9 protein-coding genes are annotated in these 15,811 nt (G+C 63.2%); 6 read left to right on the forward strand and 3 right to left on the reverse strand.

Annotated elements, in window-relative coordinates:
* Positions 1–31: 31 nt before the first annotated feature.
* From AC1DTQ_RS16230 to AC1DTQ_RS16245, 4 genes are all read left to right on the forward strand, one after another.
* Entirely contained in the window at positions 32–1,804 is a 1,773-nt protein-coding gene (locus tag AC1DTQ_RS16230) for a DUF885 domain-containing protein (RefSeq protein ID WP_477850904.1), read from the forward strand.
* Between the two features lie 55 nt (positions 1,805–1,859).
* Positions 1,860–3,275: an amino acid permease gene (locus tag AC1DTQ_RS16235; RefSeq protein WP_477850905.1), complete on the forward strand. Its 1,416-nt coding sequence runs from the start codon at positions 1,860–1,862 to the stop codon at positions 3,273–3,275.
* Between the two features lie 77 nt (positions 3,276–3,352).
* Positions 3,353–4,864 carry a DUF5597 domain-containing protein gene (locus tag AC1DTQ_RS16240; RefSeq protein ID WP_477851074.1) on the forward strand — a complete coding sequence of 504 codons (1,512 nt, stop codon included), beginning with the start codon at positions 3,353–3,355 and terminating at the stop codon, positions 4,862–4,864.
* Between the two features lie 118 nt (positions 4,865–4,982).
* Positions 4,983–7,340 (forward strand): Tat pathway signal protein, encoded by a 2,358-nt coding sequence (locus tag AC1DTQ_RS16245; protein WP_477850906.1) that lies wholly within the window; start codon positions 4,983–4,985, stop codon positions 7,338–7,340.
* 70 nt (positions 7,341–7,410) lie between these two features.
* Here the strand turns inward: AC1DTQ_RS16245 and AC1DTQ_RS16250 are convergent, their stop codons facing one another.
* Positions 7,411–7,749 (reverse strand): hypothetical protein, encoded by a 339-nt coding sequence (locus AC1DTQ_RS16250; protein ID WP_477850907.1) that lies wholly within the window; start codon positions 7,747–7,749, stop codon positions 7,411–7,413.
* 236 nt (positions 7,750–7,985) lie between these two features.
* On the opposite strand from AC1DTQ_RS16250, the gene AC1DTQ_RS16255 reads away from it, so the two are divergent.
* Entirely contained in the window at positions 7,986–10,865 is a 2,880-nt protein-coding gene (locus tag AC1DTQ_RS16255) for a TonB-dependent receptor (RefSeq protein WP_477851075.1), read from the forward strand.
* A 99-nt stretch (positions 10,866–10,964) separates the two neighbouring features.
* Complete coding sequence (locus AC1DTQ_RS16260) at positions 10,965–13,325, forward strand: beta-L-arabinofuranosidase domain-containing protein (protein WP_477850909.1); 2,361 nt, start codon at positions 10,965–10,967, stop codon at positions 13,323–13,325.
* 454 nt (positions 13,326–13,779) lie between these two features.
* Here the strand turns inward: AC1DTQ_RS16260 and AC1DTQ_RS16265 are convergent, their stop codons facing one another.
* Together AC1DTQ_RS16265 and AC1DTQ_RS16270 are read right to left on the reverse strand one after the other, a co-directional pair.
* Positions 13,780–13,935 (reverse strand): PPC domain-containing protein, encoded by a 156-nt coding sequence (locus AC1DTQ_RS16265; protein ID WP_477851077.1) that lies wholly within the window; start codon positions 13,933–13,935, stop codon positions 13,780–13,782.
* A gap of 727 nt (positions 13,936–14,662) precedes the next feature.
* Positions 14,663–15,781, reverse strand: coding sequence for a hypothetical protein (locus AC1DTQ_RS16270; RefSeq protein ID WP_477850910.1), 1,119 nt, complete (start codon positions 15,779–15,781; stop codon positions 14,663–14,665).
* Positions 15,782–15,811 lie beyond the last annotated feature (30 nt).

Consider the following 15,811-nt stretch of genomic DNA (forward strand, 5'->3'; position numbering starts at 1 on the left):
CTATCGCGACGAAGACCAGAGAGGCATTCTCATGAACAGATTCTTGATCGGCTTTGCCCTGCTCGCAGGCATGACGATGGCTGGCAATGTCGCTGTCGCCGCCGAATCAGCTCCAGCCGCAGTGAAGCGCTTCAAGGCGCTGTACGAGCGCGAATGGGACTGGCGGCAAACGCAGTTCGCCGGCGCCGACGACGAAGACAGCGAGGGAAAGACGGCAGACCACTTGCCGAAAGTCGATCCCGCCACCCAAGCCGAGCGTACGCGCTACTGGCAGGACGTGCTGCGACAACTCGATGCCATTGCGGTTTCGGCGCTGCCGGAGCAGGAACAGGTGAACTATCAGGTCTATCGCAACCAGATAGAAGTGCTGCTCGACCGGCAACGGTTCCACGCCTGGGAAATGCCGTTCAACAGCGACAGCGCTTTCTGGACCAACCTGGGCTTCACGGCGCGCAAGCCGCTGCGCGATGCCGAAAGCTATCGGTCCTACCTGGCGCAGCTGGCCGACATTCCGCGCTATTTCGATGAGCAGATCGACAACATGCGCGCCGGCCTGGCGCGTGGCTTCAGCGTGCCGCAAGTGACGCTGAAAGGGCGCGACCAATCCATCGCCGAAGTGATCGACGCCAAGGGCGAAGCCAACCTGTTCTACACGCCGTTCAAGCGGATGCCATCCGGAATTTCCGCGGCCGAACAGGCCCAATTGCGCGGACAGGCGTTGCAAGCAATCGAAGGAAAGGTGATTCCCGCCTACGCCAAGCTGCTGGCCTTCATCCGCCAGGACTACACCCCGCAAGCGCGGACCAGCCTGGCCGCCGAAACCATGCCCGACGGTAAAGCCTATTACCAGGCGCAGATCCGCGAATTCACAACGCTGGACATGAGCGCAGACGAAATCCATGCGCTGGGACTGAAGGAAGTGGCTCGACTGCGCGCAGAAATGGATGCGGTGATCGCGCAGGTCGGCTTCAAGGGCGACTTCGCCGATTTCCTGCATTACCTGCGCACCGATCCGAAGTTCTATCCCAAGACCGGCGAAGAACTGTTGATGCGCGCCTCCTGGATCGCCAAGCGCGTGGACGGAAAGATCGGCGAGTACGTCGGCCACCTGCCGCGTCAGCGCTTCGCGATCGAGCCGGTGCCGCCCGACCTGGCGCCGTTCTACACCGGCGGTCGTGGCGGACCGTCCACCTACCTGGTCAACACCTACAATCTGCCGTCGCGGCCGCTTTACAACCTCACCGCGCTGACCCTGCATGAATCCTCGCCTGGGCATTCGCTGGAGATGTCGCTGGCCGCGGAGCAGGACGCGATGCCGGATTTCCGCCGCTACGCCTACATCTCCGCATACGGCGAAGGCTGGGCGCTGTATTCCGAATACCTGGGCATCGAAATGGGCATGTACGACACGCCTTACGACCGCTTCGGCTACCTGACCTATCAAATGTGGCGCGCGGCGCGACTGGTGATTGATACCGGCGTGCATCACCTCGGCTGGAGCCGCGAGCAGGCGCTGGCGTTCCTGCGCGACAACACGGCGTTGAGCGAACACGAGGTCACCACCGAGGTGGACCGCTACATCGCCTGGCCCGGACAGGCGTTGTCCTACTATCTGGGCGAACTGACCATTCTCCGGCTGCGCGAAAAATCCGAGCAGGCGCTTGCCGCCAAGTTCGACCTGCGCAACTTCCACGATGCGGTATTGGCCCAGGGTTCGGTGCCGTTGCCGGTACTCGAACAGCGCATTGATCGCTTCATCGCCGAAGGCGGCAAGTCGCCCTGGCCGGAAAAGGACAAGAAATAGCTTTCAGGCATACCGCATTTCCCCCACCAAGACGGCCTTACCGAGAGAGAACGCTATGGGCTTGCTGAACGACATGATCCGCCGGAAATCCGTGGAGACGATGCAGAGCGAAGTGCGGAATCGGGGTGAGTTGCGCCGCGTACTCGGGCTATGGCAACTGACCGCGATCGGTCTAGGCGGAATCATCGGCGTCGGCATCTTCGTGCTGACCGGTACCGTCGCCGCGACCCAGGCCGGGCCGGCGGTGGTGCTGTCGTTTCTGATAGCCGGTATCGCCAGCGCCGCTGCGGCGCTGTGCTACGCCGAATTCGCTGGGCTGATTCCAGTGAGCGGCAGCGCTTATACCTACGGCTACGCAGTGCTGGGCGAGTTCGCCGGCTGGATGATCGGCTGGGACCTGCTGTTGGAATTCGCGCTGATCGCGGCGGTGGTGGCGGTAGGCTGGTCGGGTTACGTGCAGGCGCTGCTGGATGCCGCCGGCGTGCACCTGCCGCTATGGGCGCAGGGCGCCTACGGCTCGGCGCCCGGCCGCTTCATCAATCTGCCGGCGGTGCTGATCTCGGCGCTGATCACCGCGTTGCTGGCGATGCGGATGGAGTGGGGCGCGCGCTTCAACACCTTGATCGTGGCGATCAAGATCGGCGCTGCGGTACTGATCGTGGCGGCCGGCGTCGCCTTCGTCGATCCGGCGCGCTGGCATCCCTTCATGCCGTTCGGCATGCACGGCGTAGTCACCGGTGCGGCGGTGGTGTTCTTCGCCGTGTTCGGCTACGAGATGATGACCACCGCCGCCGAGGAAGCCATCAATCCGCAGCGCGATCTGCCTCGTGCGGTGATCCTGTCGCTGAGCATCGCGATGCTTTTGTATTTCGCCATCTGCCTGGTGCTGACCGGGATCGTGCCGTACACCACGCTCGACAACGACGCGCCGGTGGCCCACGCCTTCACCGCCATCGGCCAACCCAAGGTGATGATCGCCATCTCGCTGGCGTCGATCTGCGGCATCACCAGCGTGATCTTCGCCAACCTGCTGGCCGGGGCGCGGATCTGGTTCGCACTGTCGCGCGACGGTCTGCTGCCGGGTTGGTTCGCCAAGGTACATCCGACCTGGCGCACGCCGCACCGCACCACCGCGCTGATCGGCCTGGTCACCGCGGTCGCCGCCGGCTTCTTCCCGCTGGACGAACTGGCCAAGCTGGTCAACATCGGCGTACTTGGCGCCTTCATCGTGATCTGCTCTTCGGTAATGGTGCTGCGCTGGAAGCGGCCCGAGCTGCAGCGGCCGTTCCGTACCCCTCTGGTGCCGCTGGTGCCGCTGATCGGCATCGGTTTTTCAGCCTGGCTGATCTGGGGCCTGCCGACGATCACCTATGAGCGTTTCCTGATCTGGCTGGGCATCGGCTGCGTGGTCTATTTCTCCTATGGGATCCGTCACAGCAAGCTGGCCGGGCGGCAGGAGCCGGTGACATGAGGCGGCGGGGCGGTGTCTGGCTGGCGGCAACGCTGAGCCTGTCGCTGGGCGTGGCCGCGCATGCGGCTACGCGCGAGATGCCGCGCTACGTCAGCGAAAACGGGCGCCATGCCTTATTTGTCGACGGCGCGCCGTACAGCATCATGGCGGCGCAACTGCACAACTCAAGCGCATGGCCGCAATTGCTGCCGCAGGCGCTGGAGCAGGCGGAGGCGCTGCACGCCAACACGGTGGAAGCGCCGGTGTACTGGGAACAGTTCGAGCCGGAGCCCGGCCGCTACGACTACACCAACGTCGATGCGTTGATCGCGCAGGCGCGTGCGCGCGGCCTGCGCCTTGCGTTGCTGTGGTTCGGCACCTGGAAGAACGGCCAGATGCACTACGTGCCGGACTGGATCAAGCGAGACCGTGCGACGTATCCGCGCATGCTCGACGACAATGGCGTGCCGGTGGACGTGCTCTCGCCGCATGCGCAGACCAACCGCGACGCCGATAGCCGTGCGTTCGCCGCGTTGATGCGCCATCTGCGCAAGGTGGACGAGGGCACCTACACCGTCATCCTGGTGCAGGTGCAGAACGAACCGGGCGCGATCGGCACCGTGCGCGACCATGGCGAAGCCGGCGAGCGCGCTTTCCGCGGCCGGGTGCCGGAAGCAGCGACCCGCGCGCTGTCCAAGCCAGCCGGTACCTGGACCGAAGTTTTCGGCCCAGGCGCCGCCGAGGCATTCAGCGCCTACAGCAACGCCATCTATATCGAACAGGTGGCGGCGGCGGGCAAAGCCGAATATCCATTGCCGCTGTATGTGAACACATGGCTTCGCTACAAAGGCAAGATCCATCCGGGGCTGGACTACCCCAGCGGCGGCGCGACCTGGAACGTGTTCGACCTGTGGCGCGCGGCCACGCCGTCGGTCGACTTCATCGGCACCGACATTTACACCAGCGATTACAACGAATACACCAAGGTCGTAGATCAGTACGCGCGGCTGGACAATCCGGCCTGGGTATCGGAAACCGGCTTCGAAGCGGCCACTGCGCCGTACCACTTCTATGTGCTGGGCAAGGGTGGACTGGGGTTCTCGGTTTTCGGCGTCGACGGCAACGAGGACACGCCGGAGAACCGCGCCGCGACCGACGCGCACGCGGCCGGCTTCGGACTGCTGGCGCCGATGCAGCGGACGCTGGCCAGCGCCGCGTTCGAGGGACGCTTGCAGGCGGCGGTGGAAAAACCGGGCACCCCGCAGCAGAACCTGCGTTTCGGTCCCTGGCAGGCGCGCGTTTCGTTCGGCGCGCCGATGTGGGGCGATGCGCCGGCGATCCTGCCGGGCACGCCCGACCACGCCGGTCGCGTGCTGGTGGTCCAGTTGGAACCGGAAGTGTTCTTGGTCACCGGACTGCAGGGACGGGTGGAATTCCAGCGCGACGCCGCCGACGGCAGATACGGGCAATTGCTGAAAGTCGAACAGGGCCGCTACGTGGACGGGAAATGGCAGACCGTGCGCTGGTTGAACGGCGATGAGACGGATTACGGGCTCAATTTCCGCGCTCGCGATCCGCACGTGCTGAAGGTCACCGTGGGCACTTACTGATCCAGCGTCTTTTTAGCTGTGCGGAATTCCGCACGCATGCGCCAGGTAGCGAACAAGACACTGCCAGGTGCTTGCCGCAGCATGGCCAGATATCGGATGGAAGTTCGGGAGCTTGGAAGTGGACAGAAGACGGTTTCTGCAGCATGGATTGACCGCTACTACCGCAGTAGCCGGAGTCGGCTTCTCCGCCGATAGCGTAGCGGAGACCGGTGCAATTGCGAAGTTGCCCAAGCCCGTGCTGCGGCCTTTGGCGGAAGGCGCACTGCTAGACCACACCCGTGTCTGCGCGTTCCGCGAGGAAGGCACCGATTGGACCGTGTACGAGGATCTGCGTACGCCGGACGGTGCGATCAGTTTCGTCTGCGCCGATGGCATGGTGACCCTGGGCAAGCGCACGGAAGCGGCGTTTCCCAGCGACAAGCCGCCGTATTTCGGCATGAAACTCGCCGACGTGGCGCTGGCCGACGCCGACCTGCTGGCCGACCACTTGTTGCGGAACGGCGATCCGTCGGCGGAAGAAGTGCGCGATGCCGCACCGCCGCCAGCGTCGCTGCTGGATCCCAAGGATCATGATGGGCGCTGGCCTTGGACCACCTTCGTCGGTACGCGTGAAGCCGTCGATACCATGCCCATCCTGCCCAATGGACGCAGCCGCACCTGGCGTCCGGAGCATGCCTTCGCTCAACTCGGCGACGTCGCGCTGATCAAGCGCAGGCATGAAGGACTGTTGGGCGGCTGGATGCCGGCGGTGCACAAGGTGATGCCGGTGTCGGCCAACCGCCACTACGACCTGTTGGTATTCGCCGACGTACGCGCCGGGGATCGTTTCATCGTCCAGACCTGGCACCGCACCGTGCTGGTGGAGAACGGCAAGGCGCTGAAGACGGTGTACACGCACAGCTATCCCGACTATCTGCCGCGGCGCGGGGGTGCGACGGCCGAGGATTTCTATCGCGGGCTGCTGGCGTTCGCGGGTTACTGGCAGGACCTGCTTGCCGGCACCGTCGAAGCCAGTCTGCCGGATCCGAGCTGGAACGACATGGCGCGCTTCGCTTTTGCCCGTGAACTGGTAGTGCGTCCTGGCGGTACTTATCCCAAGTACGGTGCGGTGGATCGCGACTATTACGGCAACGAGTACGACGGGTTCCAGGACACCTTCACCAGTTCGCTGTACGCCAATCTGGAGTGGGGCCGCTTCGACCAGGCCGCGGCGGTACTGGACGGCTACTTCACCGATTTCGTGCAGCCCGACGGCATGCCCAACATGCGCGGGCCGGAGACCGGGCAGTTCGGCCTGATCCTGTCGCTGATGGCGCGCTATCTGCACTACACCGGCGATGCGCCGCTGTTGCGCAAGCATCGCGGCAAGATAGAAGCCACCGCGCAAATCCTGGAAGAATTGCACGACCAGAGCCTGGCGCTGCCGTCCGATGCGCCGGGCCATGGCCTGATCCACGGCTGGAACGAATCCGACGCCTGCCTGTTCCCCGATCCCACGCTGTGGTGGAAGCCCTACTACGCCAACAGCGCGTTGGCCGCGCGCGGCTTGGCCGATATCGCGCCGGTGTGGACGCATATCGGCGGCGCGGACGCATCGGCGACCGCGCGGCGTTGGAACCAGCGGTCGCAACGCCTGACTGCGCAGACCGAGCGCACGCTGCGTGCCAATGTCCGTCGCGATCTGAAGCCGCCTTATATCGGCCCGCTGCCGGGCGTGAAGCTGACGTTCCGCCAGTCGCTGCTGCAGGAAAATCCCAGTGAGCAGGGATGGCCGCACCGCGTCTATGCCGAACTGTTGCAGGCCGATGTGTTGCCCGACGATCTGGCGAACTTGGTGATCGACTGCGTACGCGGTCACGGTGGCACCAGCCTGGGTGTGGTCGCCAACATCGCGCCGCCGAGCAAGGACGCGCGCGACCTGCTCGGTTTCATTTCCTACGGCTATGCGCAGCAATTACTGCGCCTGGACCGGATCGAGGAATACCTGCTGTTCCTGTACGCACACCGCTATCACGTGCACACGCGCGGCGGTTGGACGGCGGGCGAGGTGAGCGGCATCACCGGCGGCATGCCGCTGTTCTGCATGCCGGCGCAGTCGACCATTCCGCTGCTGCTGCGCTGGATGCTGGTATTCGAAGACAGTGCCGGTGAACAGCTGCATCTGGCGCGCGCTGTACCGCGCGAATGGCTGGCCAGCGGCGAGACCATCGGGATCTCCGGTGCGCCCACGCGCTGGGGCAAGGTTGGTTTCCGTTTGCGCGCCGATGCGCAGACCCGGCGCATCGAAGGGCACATCGATCTGCCGTCCGCTGCGCCCGATGGCATCTGGCTCAGCCTGCGGCTGCCGGCGGGAAAACATCTGGTCGCAGCTACGGTGGACGGAAAGGGGGCGGCGGTCGCGGGTAGGAACGGCGACGCACTGCGCATAGCGGGGCGCGCAGGCACGCGCGTCGCGGTGCAGGCGGTCTATACCTGAATGAACGCGCCGCCGTTGGAGCGGAAACGCGTTGCTGCCGTGATCCGCGAAGCGGGGCGGCGAATGTTTTTTACGGGCCGCGAAGCCAGCAAGGAATAAAAAACATGCCGTATTCCGCATCCGAAAACGACAATTGCGACAAGACGCACCGGTTGTTGTGCATGCAGGATGAGGATAAGCAGGATCCATGACGCATGGGTGACATGCGGGCAATGAATGCGGTGAACGCCACGTCGCGTTTCCATTCAGCGAACCGCGCGTCTGCACAAAGCCGGAGGTGATGCAAAAAATAAATGATCTTAGTGAAGGGCAGCATCGGCGATTGCGCCGGATATCGCTGGCGACGTCCCAAGGAAGCGCGCGGAACGATCCGTAGCACCGCATCTTTCTCCACCAGCGAATCAGGCAATGCCTGTTCGGACGTCCGCGCGCGAATGCTCGGCTACCGGACGGAAAGACGTTTTTTCGCGCCGCCACCCTCATCCGCACGGGCGCGACGATCCCAGGCGTTTCTTGCGCTGGCGCAAGCCGGCACGGGCGCTGTTTACCCACGAATCCGTATCCGCTCCACCGAAGCCGTCTGAGGAGACACCCATGCGATCCGCCGAAGTAACGCCTTCCCCTTTCCCCCTTCGTCATCGCGCGATGCCATTCCCCGCGATTCCTCGTTCCCGCGCGCCACTGGTACGGGCCATCGCCGTCGCGCTAACGCTGGCCGCCGCCTGCGCGGCGCGCGCACAGGAAGCGCCATCTGCGGAGAGTGCCGGCGACGCCACGACACTCGACAGCGTCACCGTCACCGGCTCCCGCATCCGTCGCGTCGATACCGAGACCGCCAATCCGGTCACTACTATCGGCCGCGAGGCCATCGAGGCCACCGGCAAGGCGACGCTGGGCGACCTGATCCAGGAGTTGCCTGCGATCGCCGGCAACGCCACCAACCCCAATGTCAACAATGGCGGCGGTACCGGCGCATCGGCAGTCTCGCTGCGAGGTCTGGGCGAAAAACGCACCCTGGTGCTGGTCAATGGCGTGCGCCTGGCCTACAACGACATCAATAGCATTCCGGCCGCGATGGTCGAGCGTGTCGAAGTGCTGGGCGACGGTGCTTCGGCAGTCTATGGGTCCGATGCCATCGGCGGCGTGGTCAATTTCATTCTGCGCGACCGCTTCGAAGGCGTGCAGGCCAGCGCCGATTTCGGCCAGACTTCGCGCGGCGACGGCAGCCGGCGCAATTATTCGCTCACTGCCGGGCATGCCTGGGATCGGGCCAGCGTGGTCGGTGGCGTGTCCTACCACAAGATCGACGAAGTATCGGCAGCACAGCGTGCGTTCTCCAAGGACGCGTTGAACCTGGTCAATGGCGAGGCCGTCAAGCAGGGCTCCTCGGCAACTCCATACGGGACGATCAGCTTCAACGACGGTTCCGCCGAAGCCGCGGCCCTGGCCGCCAGCGCGGGTTGCTCGCGCGTCACCCTCGATTCGGCCACCGGCAGCGGCCCTACCGCCCGAGGCGACTATCACTGCTACGACGCGACGGCGGATTCCTTCAACTACCAGCCCTTCAATCTGCTGCAGACGCCGCAGGAGCGCACCAACGCCTTCGTGCTGGGCAGCTTCCGCCTGACCGACAACATCGAAGCTTACGGCAACGCCTATTTCACCAAGACCCATTCGGCATCGATCATCGCGCCGGTGCCGATCTTCGCCATCGGCGACAATTTCCTGGTGTCGGAGAACAGCTACTACAATCCCTTCGGCATCAATTTCGGCGCCGATCGGGCCACTGGCACTACCTACAACACTTTCAATACGCGGCTGGTTTCGCTGGGCAACCGCCAGTACGAGTACAACACCTACAATCTGCAGACCAACGCTGGTCTGCGCGGCGGTTTCGGCGACAGCTCCTGGCAGTGGGACGCCAATTTCAACTATGGCCAAGTCCGGCAGAAGTCGATCAACAACGGTTTCCTGAATTACGCTGCGTTCAATCAGGCGGTCGGGCCCTCGTTCCTGGACAGCGATGGAGTGGTCAAGTGTGGCGCCGCCGGCGCTGTCATTGCCGGCTGCACTCCGATCGACATCTTCAACACCAACGATCCGGCCACCGTTGAGGCGCTGAAAGCGATGGTCGTCAATCCGATCAGCACCAGCACTTACACGGTCAAGCAGTTCGAAGCCAACGCCAACGGCAATCTGTTCGATCTTCCCGCCGGGACGGTCAATCTCGCGGTCGGCTTGTCCTATCGCAAGGAAAGCACCTCGACCAAGACCGACGATTTGGCCGTGGCCGATCTGGAAGGTCTGTGCGGCGTCGTCGAGTTCTGCACCACGGTGCTGAACGGCAGTTTCAACGTGAAGGAAGCCTATGCCGAAACCCTGATTCCGTTGCTGGCCGACAAACCTTTCGCGCACGCGCTGAACCTGTCTATCGGCACCCGTTTCTCCGATTACGATTCGGTGGGCAGCACCACCAACAGCAAGCTGGCGTTGGAATGGCGGCCGATGGAGAACCTGTTGCTGCGCGGAACGATATCTGAAGTGTTCCGCGCGCCCAATATCAACGAGCTGTACGCCGGCATCGGCGGCGATGCCGCTTCGGCCATCGATCCCTGCAACGGCTATACCGGCGGCAATGACGTCGCCTGCGCCAACGTGCCGACGGACGGCAGCTATCAGCAGGCCGATCCACAGGTTTCCGGGCGCACTTCCGGCGCGCTGGTGGCCGGCTACGATGGCCTCAAGCCCGAAACCGGAAAGTCCTACGATTTCGGTGTGGTCTACGATCCGAAGTGGCTGGAAGGACTTTCGCTGAGCGCCGATGTATGGCGCATCAATCTGGTGGACACCATTGCCACGGTATCGGCGCAGACCGTGCTCAACCAGTGCTACGCCAATTCCGCCAGCGCGTTCTGCCCTCTGATCCACCGCAACGGCAACGGCACCATCTACTACATCGGCGAGCCAACGGTGAACCTGGGCCAGTTGTGGACAAAGGGCGTGGATTTCGGCGCGAACTATCGTCTGCCCGATACGCGCTGGGGCAGCTTCAACGCAAGCCTCAACGGCACCTATGTGGCGCGTTACGACATCAACCCCGATCCCACCGATCCGGGCACTGTGGTGATCCACAGCGCGGGTAAGTACACCTATTCCTATGGCAATTTCCCGCGCATCCGCGCGCTGGGCACGTTGACCTGGAAGCAGGGGCCATGGAGCGCCGCCTGGCGTATCCGCTACGTGGGGCACACCTCGATCGGCAGCACCGACGCAAGGCAGAATCTCTCCGCCGATTCGGCGCTGCCGGCGATCGAGCGCGGGATCGGCTCGTATGCGTACCATAATCTGCAGGGCGGCTACGACTTCAGCGACTGGCATACCCGCGTCGACGTGGGCGTGGACAATCTGGGCGACAAACAGCCGCCCTTGTTCTACAACAATAACGCCAACAATGGTAATACCGACGTGACCACCTACGATGTGCTCGGCCGTTACTGGTGGGCGCGGGTCACGGTAACGTTCTGACTCACCGCCAACGCAAGCCGCCCGTTCGCTTGGGCGGCTCGCGTTTTGCCGCTGCCACGCGTTTCTGCCACTGTCAGCAGGAAAACGAGGATTCACTGCATGACCATCAGTCTTTCGAGACGGCGTTTCCTCGCCTGGAGCGTCATGGCGTCGGCGGCCGGCTTCGTCGGCTTCCCGCTCGAAGCGGCCGCATCCGTACCGCAACGGGCACGGGCGGTCCCGCTACGCAACGTACGGTTGAAACCGTCGATGTTCCTGGATTCGCTGCAAACCAACCGGCGCTACATGCTGCAGTTGGAGCCGGATCGCCTGCTGCACAATTTCCGCCAATACGCCGGGCTGAAGCCGAAGGCACCCGTCTATGGCGGCTGGGAAGCGGATACCATTGCCGGGCATACGCTCGGGCACTACCTCAGCGCGCTATCGCTGATGCACGCGCAGACCGGCGACACCGAATGCCTCTCGCGTGCGGATTACATCGTCGCCGAACTGGCGTTGTGCCAGGCCCAAGCCGCCGATGGTTATGTGGCCGGTTTCACCCGCAAGAACCGCGATGGAAAGATCGAAAGCGGGCGCGCGGTCTTCGATGACCTCAGGCAGGGTAGGGTCGAAACTCAGCCCTTCAGCCTGAATGGAAGTTGGGCGCCGCTGTATACCTGGCATAAGCTGTTCGCGGGCCTGCTGGACGCGCACGTGCATTGCGGTAATGCGCATGCGCTCGAGGTAGCGGTGCGTTTGGGCAATTACCTCGATGCGGTGTTCGCGCAACTGGACGATGCGCAGATGCAGCGGGTGCTGTCGTGCGAGTTCGGTGGGCTCAACGAATCCTTCGCCGAACTCTATGGCCGCACCGGCGACCCGCGTTGGCTCCGGTTGGCCGAACGCCTGCGCCACCGCGAGGTCATGGACCCGCTGGCCGCGCAGCAGGACAAACTCGACCGGCTGCACGCCAACACACAGATTCCGAAACTGATCGGCATGGCGCGCCAGTTCGAACTGACCGGCGACCCGGAGCCCGCGGCGGCGGCGCGTTTCTTCTGGCTTACGGTCACCGCGCACCATACCTATGTGATCGGCGGCAACGCCGACCGCGAATACTTCCAGGCGCCGGACACGATCTCCAAGTTCGTCACCGAACAGACCTGCGAGCACTGCAACAGTTACAACATGCTGAAGCTGACCCGGCACCTGTATCGCTGGACGCCACGGGCCGCCTATTTCGACTACTACGAACGCACTTTGCTCAACCACATCATGGCGCAGCAGCATCCGGGCACCGGCATGTTCGCCTACATGATGCCGCTGATGGCAGGGGCCAAGCGCGAGTTTTCCACTCCGTTCGGCGATTTCTGGTGCTGCGTCGGTTCCGGCATGGAGAGCCACGCCCAGTTCGGCGATTCGATCTATTGGCGCGATGACAAGGACGGAACCTTGTTCGTCAATCTCTTTATTCCTTCGAGCCTGGACGACGGCCCTTCCGGTCTGCAAATGGAGCTGGACAGCGACCTGCCTTTGGGTGGCGAGGCCCGCCTGCGCATAACGGCGGCGCCGGACGCGGCGCAGCGCATTGCGCTGCGGATACCAGGCTGGGCGCAGTCGTGGCGACTTACGCTCAACGGCAAGCCCGTCCGCGCAGAATTGGCCGACGGTTACGCGCGCCTGCGCCGCCGCTGGCGCGCAGGCGACATGCTGACCCTGGAATTGCCGATGCCGTTGCGCCTGGAACCGAGCGACGATCCGGACGTTGTGTCGGTGATGCGCGGCCCGTTGGTGATGGCCGCCGATCTGGGTTCTGCGGAACAACCCTACGGGACAGGGGCCGACCCGGTCCTAGTGGCCGAAGGCGACGTCCTGGCCGGATTCGCGCCGCAGGATGCGGCCGGGCGCTATCTGGCGACCGGCGTGGCGCATCCGGGACCGTTGGCTTTCGCGCCGTTCTATGCACAGCACGACCGACGCAGCGCGGTCTATTTCGAACGCCTCGCTCCACAGGCGTGGCGGGAAGAACAAACGAGGCAAGCGGCCGAGGCCAAGGCCATGGCACAACTGGATGCCGACGCGGTCGATCGGATCGAACTGGGCGAAGAGACTTCGGAAAAGGCGCATGCACTGCGCAGCGAGCTGTCCTACAGCGTCGAGTACCGGCGACGGAAAGGACGTGATGCGCGCAGCGGAGGATTCGTCGAATTCGATTTGCAAAGCCGGCCCGGTCCGTTGAAATTGCGGTTGCGCTACTGGGGAGGCGAGCATCGGCGACGCTTCCGCATCCTCGCCAACGGATATCCGGTGGCCGACGAAGTGCTGGACGGCGACCGCGGCATCCTTTTCGTCGATGCCGACTACCCGTTGCCTGCCGCCACGACGAAAGGGAAGATCTTGCGCGTGCGCATCGAGCCGGAAACCGGCTTCAGCGCCGGCCCAGCGTTCGGCTGCTGGCTATTGGCCGGCACGGATGCATGAGGCTGCGATACGGTCAGCCGTTTCGTTGCAACCGGGCCGAACGCAGGATTGAGCGGCCGCTTATGGGCGTCTTCAAGAACGGGGTCGGGTTTACTACTTATCGGGTCCGTGAAGGGGACGTCAGCTTCTTCGCTAGGCGGCCAACTTGTGCCTCACAAGGGCGGCCAACTTATGGTTCCTCCCACACATGAAGGTGCGCGATCCAGCGAAGTTTGGCCATTTCGGCCAAACTTCGATGGACGTCCAGCAAGCTTAGCCGGAAGCAACCGCAGGCAGGCAGTCTGGGCATCCGCGCGCAGAGCTGCATCGAGTGTCAATGCTGTCCGCTCTCGACCCAAAGCGGTCATGAGGCTGCCACAAGTGCGTCCCCGTGGTTGGCGGCCACTAGGTGGGTCAACTTGACCAAGAAACGCCCTGACGGCGGGTCAGGGGCTTTTTTTAGCTGTCGCTCAGCTCAGGGCAAAACCCGGGCGCTCAGCGAGACGCCTGAGTACGCAGACACGCCAAGTACCTTTATAAACCATGTCCCGGCCGTTGGATTATTGATCTGGATCGTCTCGCTAACGCCTGGCCTGGCTGACCGTCCGTCATACACGGTTGCTGTTGGCATAGCTTCGCGTCGGGCGAGTAAGCTCACCTGTGCCGCCTACGTAGCACCGCGCGAATGCGTATGCATTGCCGCCAGCGAGCGGGCTCTCCTTTTGTTGAAATGACGCCACTAGGTGCCTGGCTGCAGCTATTGACTCGTTGCCACACACCAGGTTATGCGCTACAAATATCGGGTCGAAAGAGCGCAGCCCGGATGGTAGCCCGGACACCGCCCCAACCCGGGCGGCAGCTCTCCCATAGGGTATCCGCGACACCTGCGCCGGCTGTGCCGGCGGTCCAGGTGTGCCTGCCGGAACTCTAAGGTCTTCGTCGGCGCACCTTCTCATCTCCAATTCAGAAGGAAAGTCGACATGAACCTAACAGCAAACACCATTCTCATCACAGGCGGAGCCGCTGGCATCGGCTCGGCGTGTTCAGCAGGGGCTGGATAGTGAATCCGGACATGCCCGCATCATCGGTCGTCCGACGCAAATGGACCAGCTTCGGATGCCTACTTCACGAACGTCCGCTTCTGGCCGATTGCCGCCGGTCGCAGACCTCCGGTCGTCTTTCGGTACCTCGCCACAAACAGTTGGTCGTGAACGGTAGCTCTGAGATCGGCCGACATCGACACTGATTCTGGCTCGGCAAATCAGGCGCTCGGTAGGGGGAGCAGGCTCTGCGTTTAGTTTCCCCGGAATATCGGCTTTAGCGCTCGGTTCTTACTGGCACCGAGGTCACTCTCGTTTTCAGCGTCGGTGGACTGGCCGCTTTGACCGGCTGTGGTATTGGAGCAGGTTGAGTTCGACAGAGATCTTGTTCACACCCTGCAGCGGCACACGCTCATCAAGAACCGACGACATCCAGCGGACGCCCGCTTTTCGGGTCTCAATGGTGTCGATTCCTTGAAGGTTCGCCGGCCGAGCTATGGTCGTACGGCCCCACAATTGATTGAACCGTCGCGGCGAGGACACCACCTGGACGACAGCAGGGACCGATGCTCGCAGTTCGCCATCCAGGAATACGATCTCGTCGTACATGAGGCTAGTTGAGGCCATGCTGTCGTATACGGACTGGGACATCGAAGCGCCTCGGCTTACGAAGGTAACGCCGAGGCAATGTTGCAGTAGACAGTTAACTAGCAGCGCGAGCGTGTCGAACCGCGCCTGCATGGACTGACGCTCGGGGCCGTGCGGCGCGTAGAATGTGGAGCCAATTTTTGCATGGAAGGTTGGCAGTCGCCCTTCCCTGTAGATGTCGTCGACGGTATCGGGCCCTATTACGCCCGACGGCAGGCCGGCCGACAGTGGGCCGGCAAGCGCGCGCTTCAACCAGTTCAGCTCACTCTCATTGGCAGCTTTCGGAGTGGCCTCACTCACCAGGCACTCCAGCGCCAAGTATGCGTTGCGATAAGCGTCGAACAGGTCATCAGACGCATGGGCCAAGCGGTAGAACCGCAAAGCAGGATGGCGGGGCGGTGGCGGCGATGGCGTGGGTGTAACAGTTCCAGTCGCTTCGACTTTCGTGCTCATCGACCAAGGCACGTTGGCCGTGTCGACAAATACGAGTTCGTAACCGGCGTCGTCCTTAACCCAAACCAGATACGTGCAATCGCCTTCGGCTGTCTGGAGCGTGGCCTGCCTTCGTGCTGCGAGAACGTCCAAAGCTTCTTGCAGCACCCGCCAAGCGTCGTTCTTAGCGTCCTCTTGGTTCAGATGCTCGACCAGAGAGACGGTCGCGAACGGCGCGTCTTGTCGAATGGAGACTAGGCCATCGGGAAAGCTCAGTGTCAAAGAGACCGTCGCAGGCGCATCGAGGAGAAAAGCGGCGCCGCTGCCGCCGGAGAGGATTGGGAATTCGTCATGCATGCGGAAACCACCAAGATTGGACGTGCTGTA

Source organism: Pseudoxanthomonas sp. P4_B2 (genome assembly GCF_056402315.1).

Bases quoted from the DNA above. Each gene is read 5' to 3' on its own strand.
- AC1DTQ_RS16230 (WP_477850904.1), top strand. From the start codon at position 32: ATGAACAGATTCTTGATCGGCTTTGCCCTGCTCGCAGGCATGACGATG.
- AC1DTQ_RS16235 (WP_477850905.1), top strand. From the start codon at position 1,860: ATGGGCTTGCTGAACGACATGATCCGCCGGAAATCCGTGGAGACGATG.
- AC1DTQ_RS16240 (WP_477851074.1), top strand. From the start codon at position 3,353: ATGCCGCGCTACGTCAGCGAAAACGGGCGCCATGCCTTATTTGTCGAC.
- AC1DTQ_RS16255 (WP_477851075.1), top strand. From the start codon at position 7,986: ATGCCATTCCCCGCGATTCCTCGTTCCCGCGCGCCACTGGTACGGGCC.
- AC1DTQ_RS16260 (WP_477850909.1), top strand. From the start codon at position 10,965: ATGACCATCAGTCTTTCGAGACGGCGTTTCCTCGCCTGGAGCGTCATG.
- AC1DTQ_RS16265 (WP_477851077.1), bottom strand. From the start codon at position 13,935: ATGCCAACAGCAACCGTGTATGACGGACGGTCAGCCAGGCCAGGCGTT.
- AC1DTQ_RS16270 (WP_477850910.1), bottom strand. From the start codon at position 15,781: ATGCATGACGAATTCCCAATCCTCTCCGGCGGCAGCGGCGCCGCTTTT.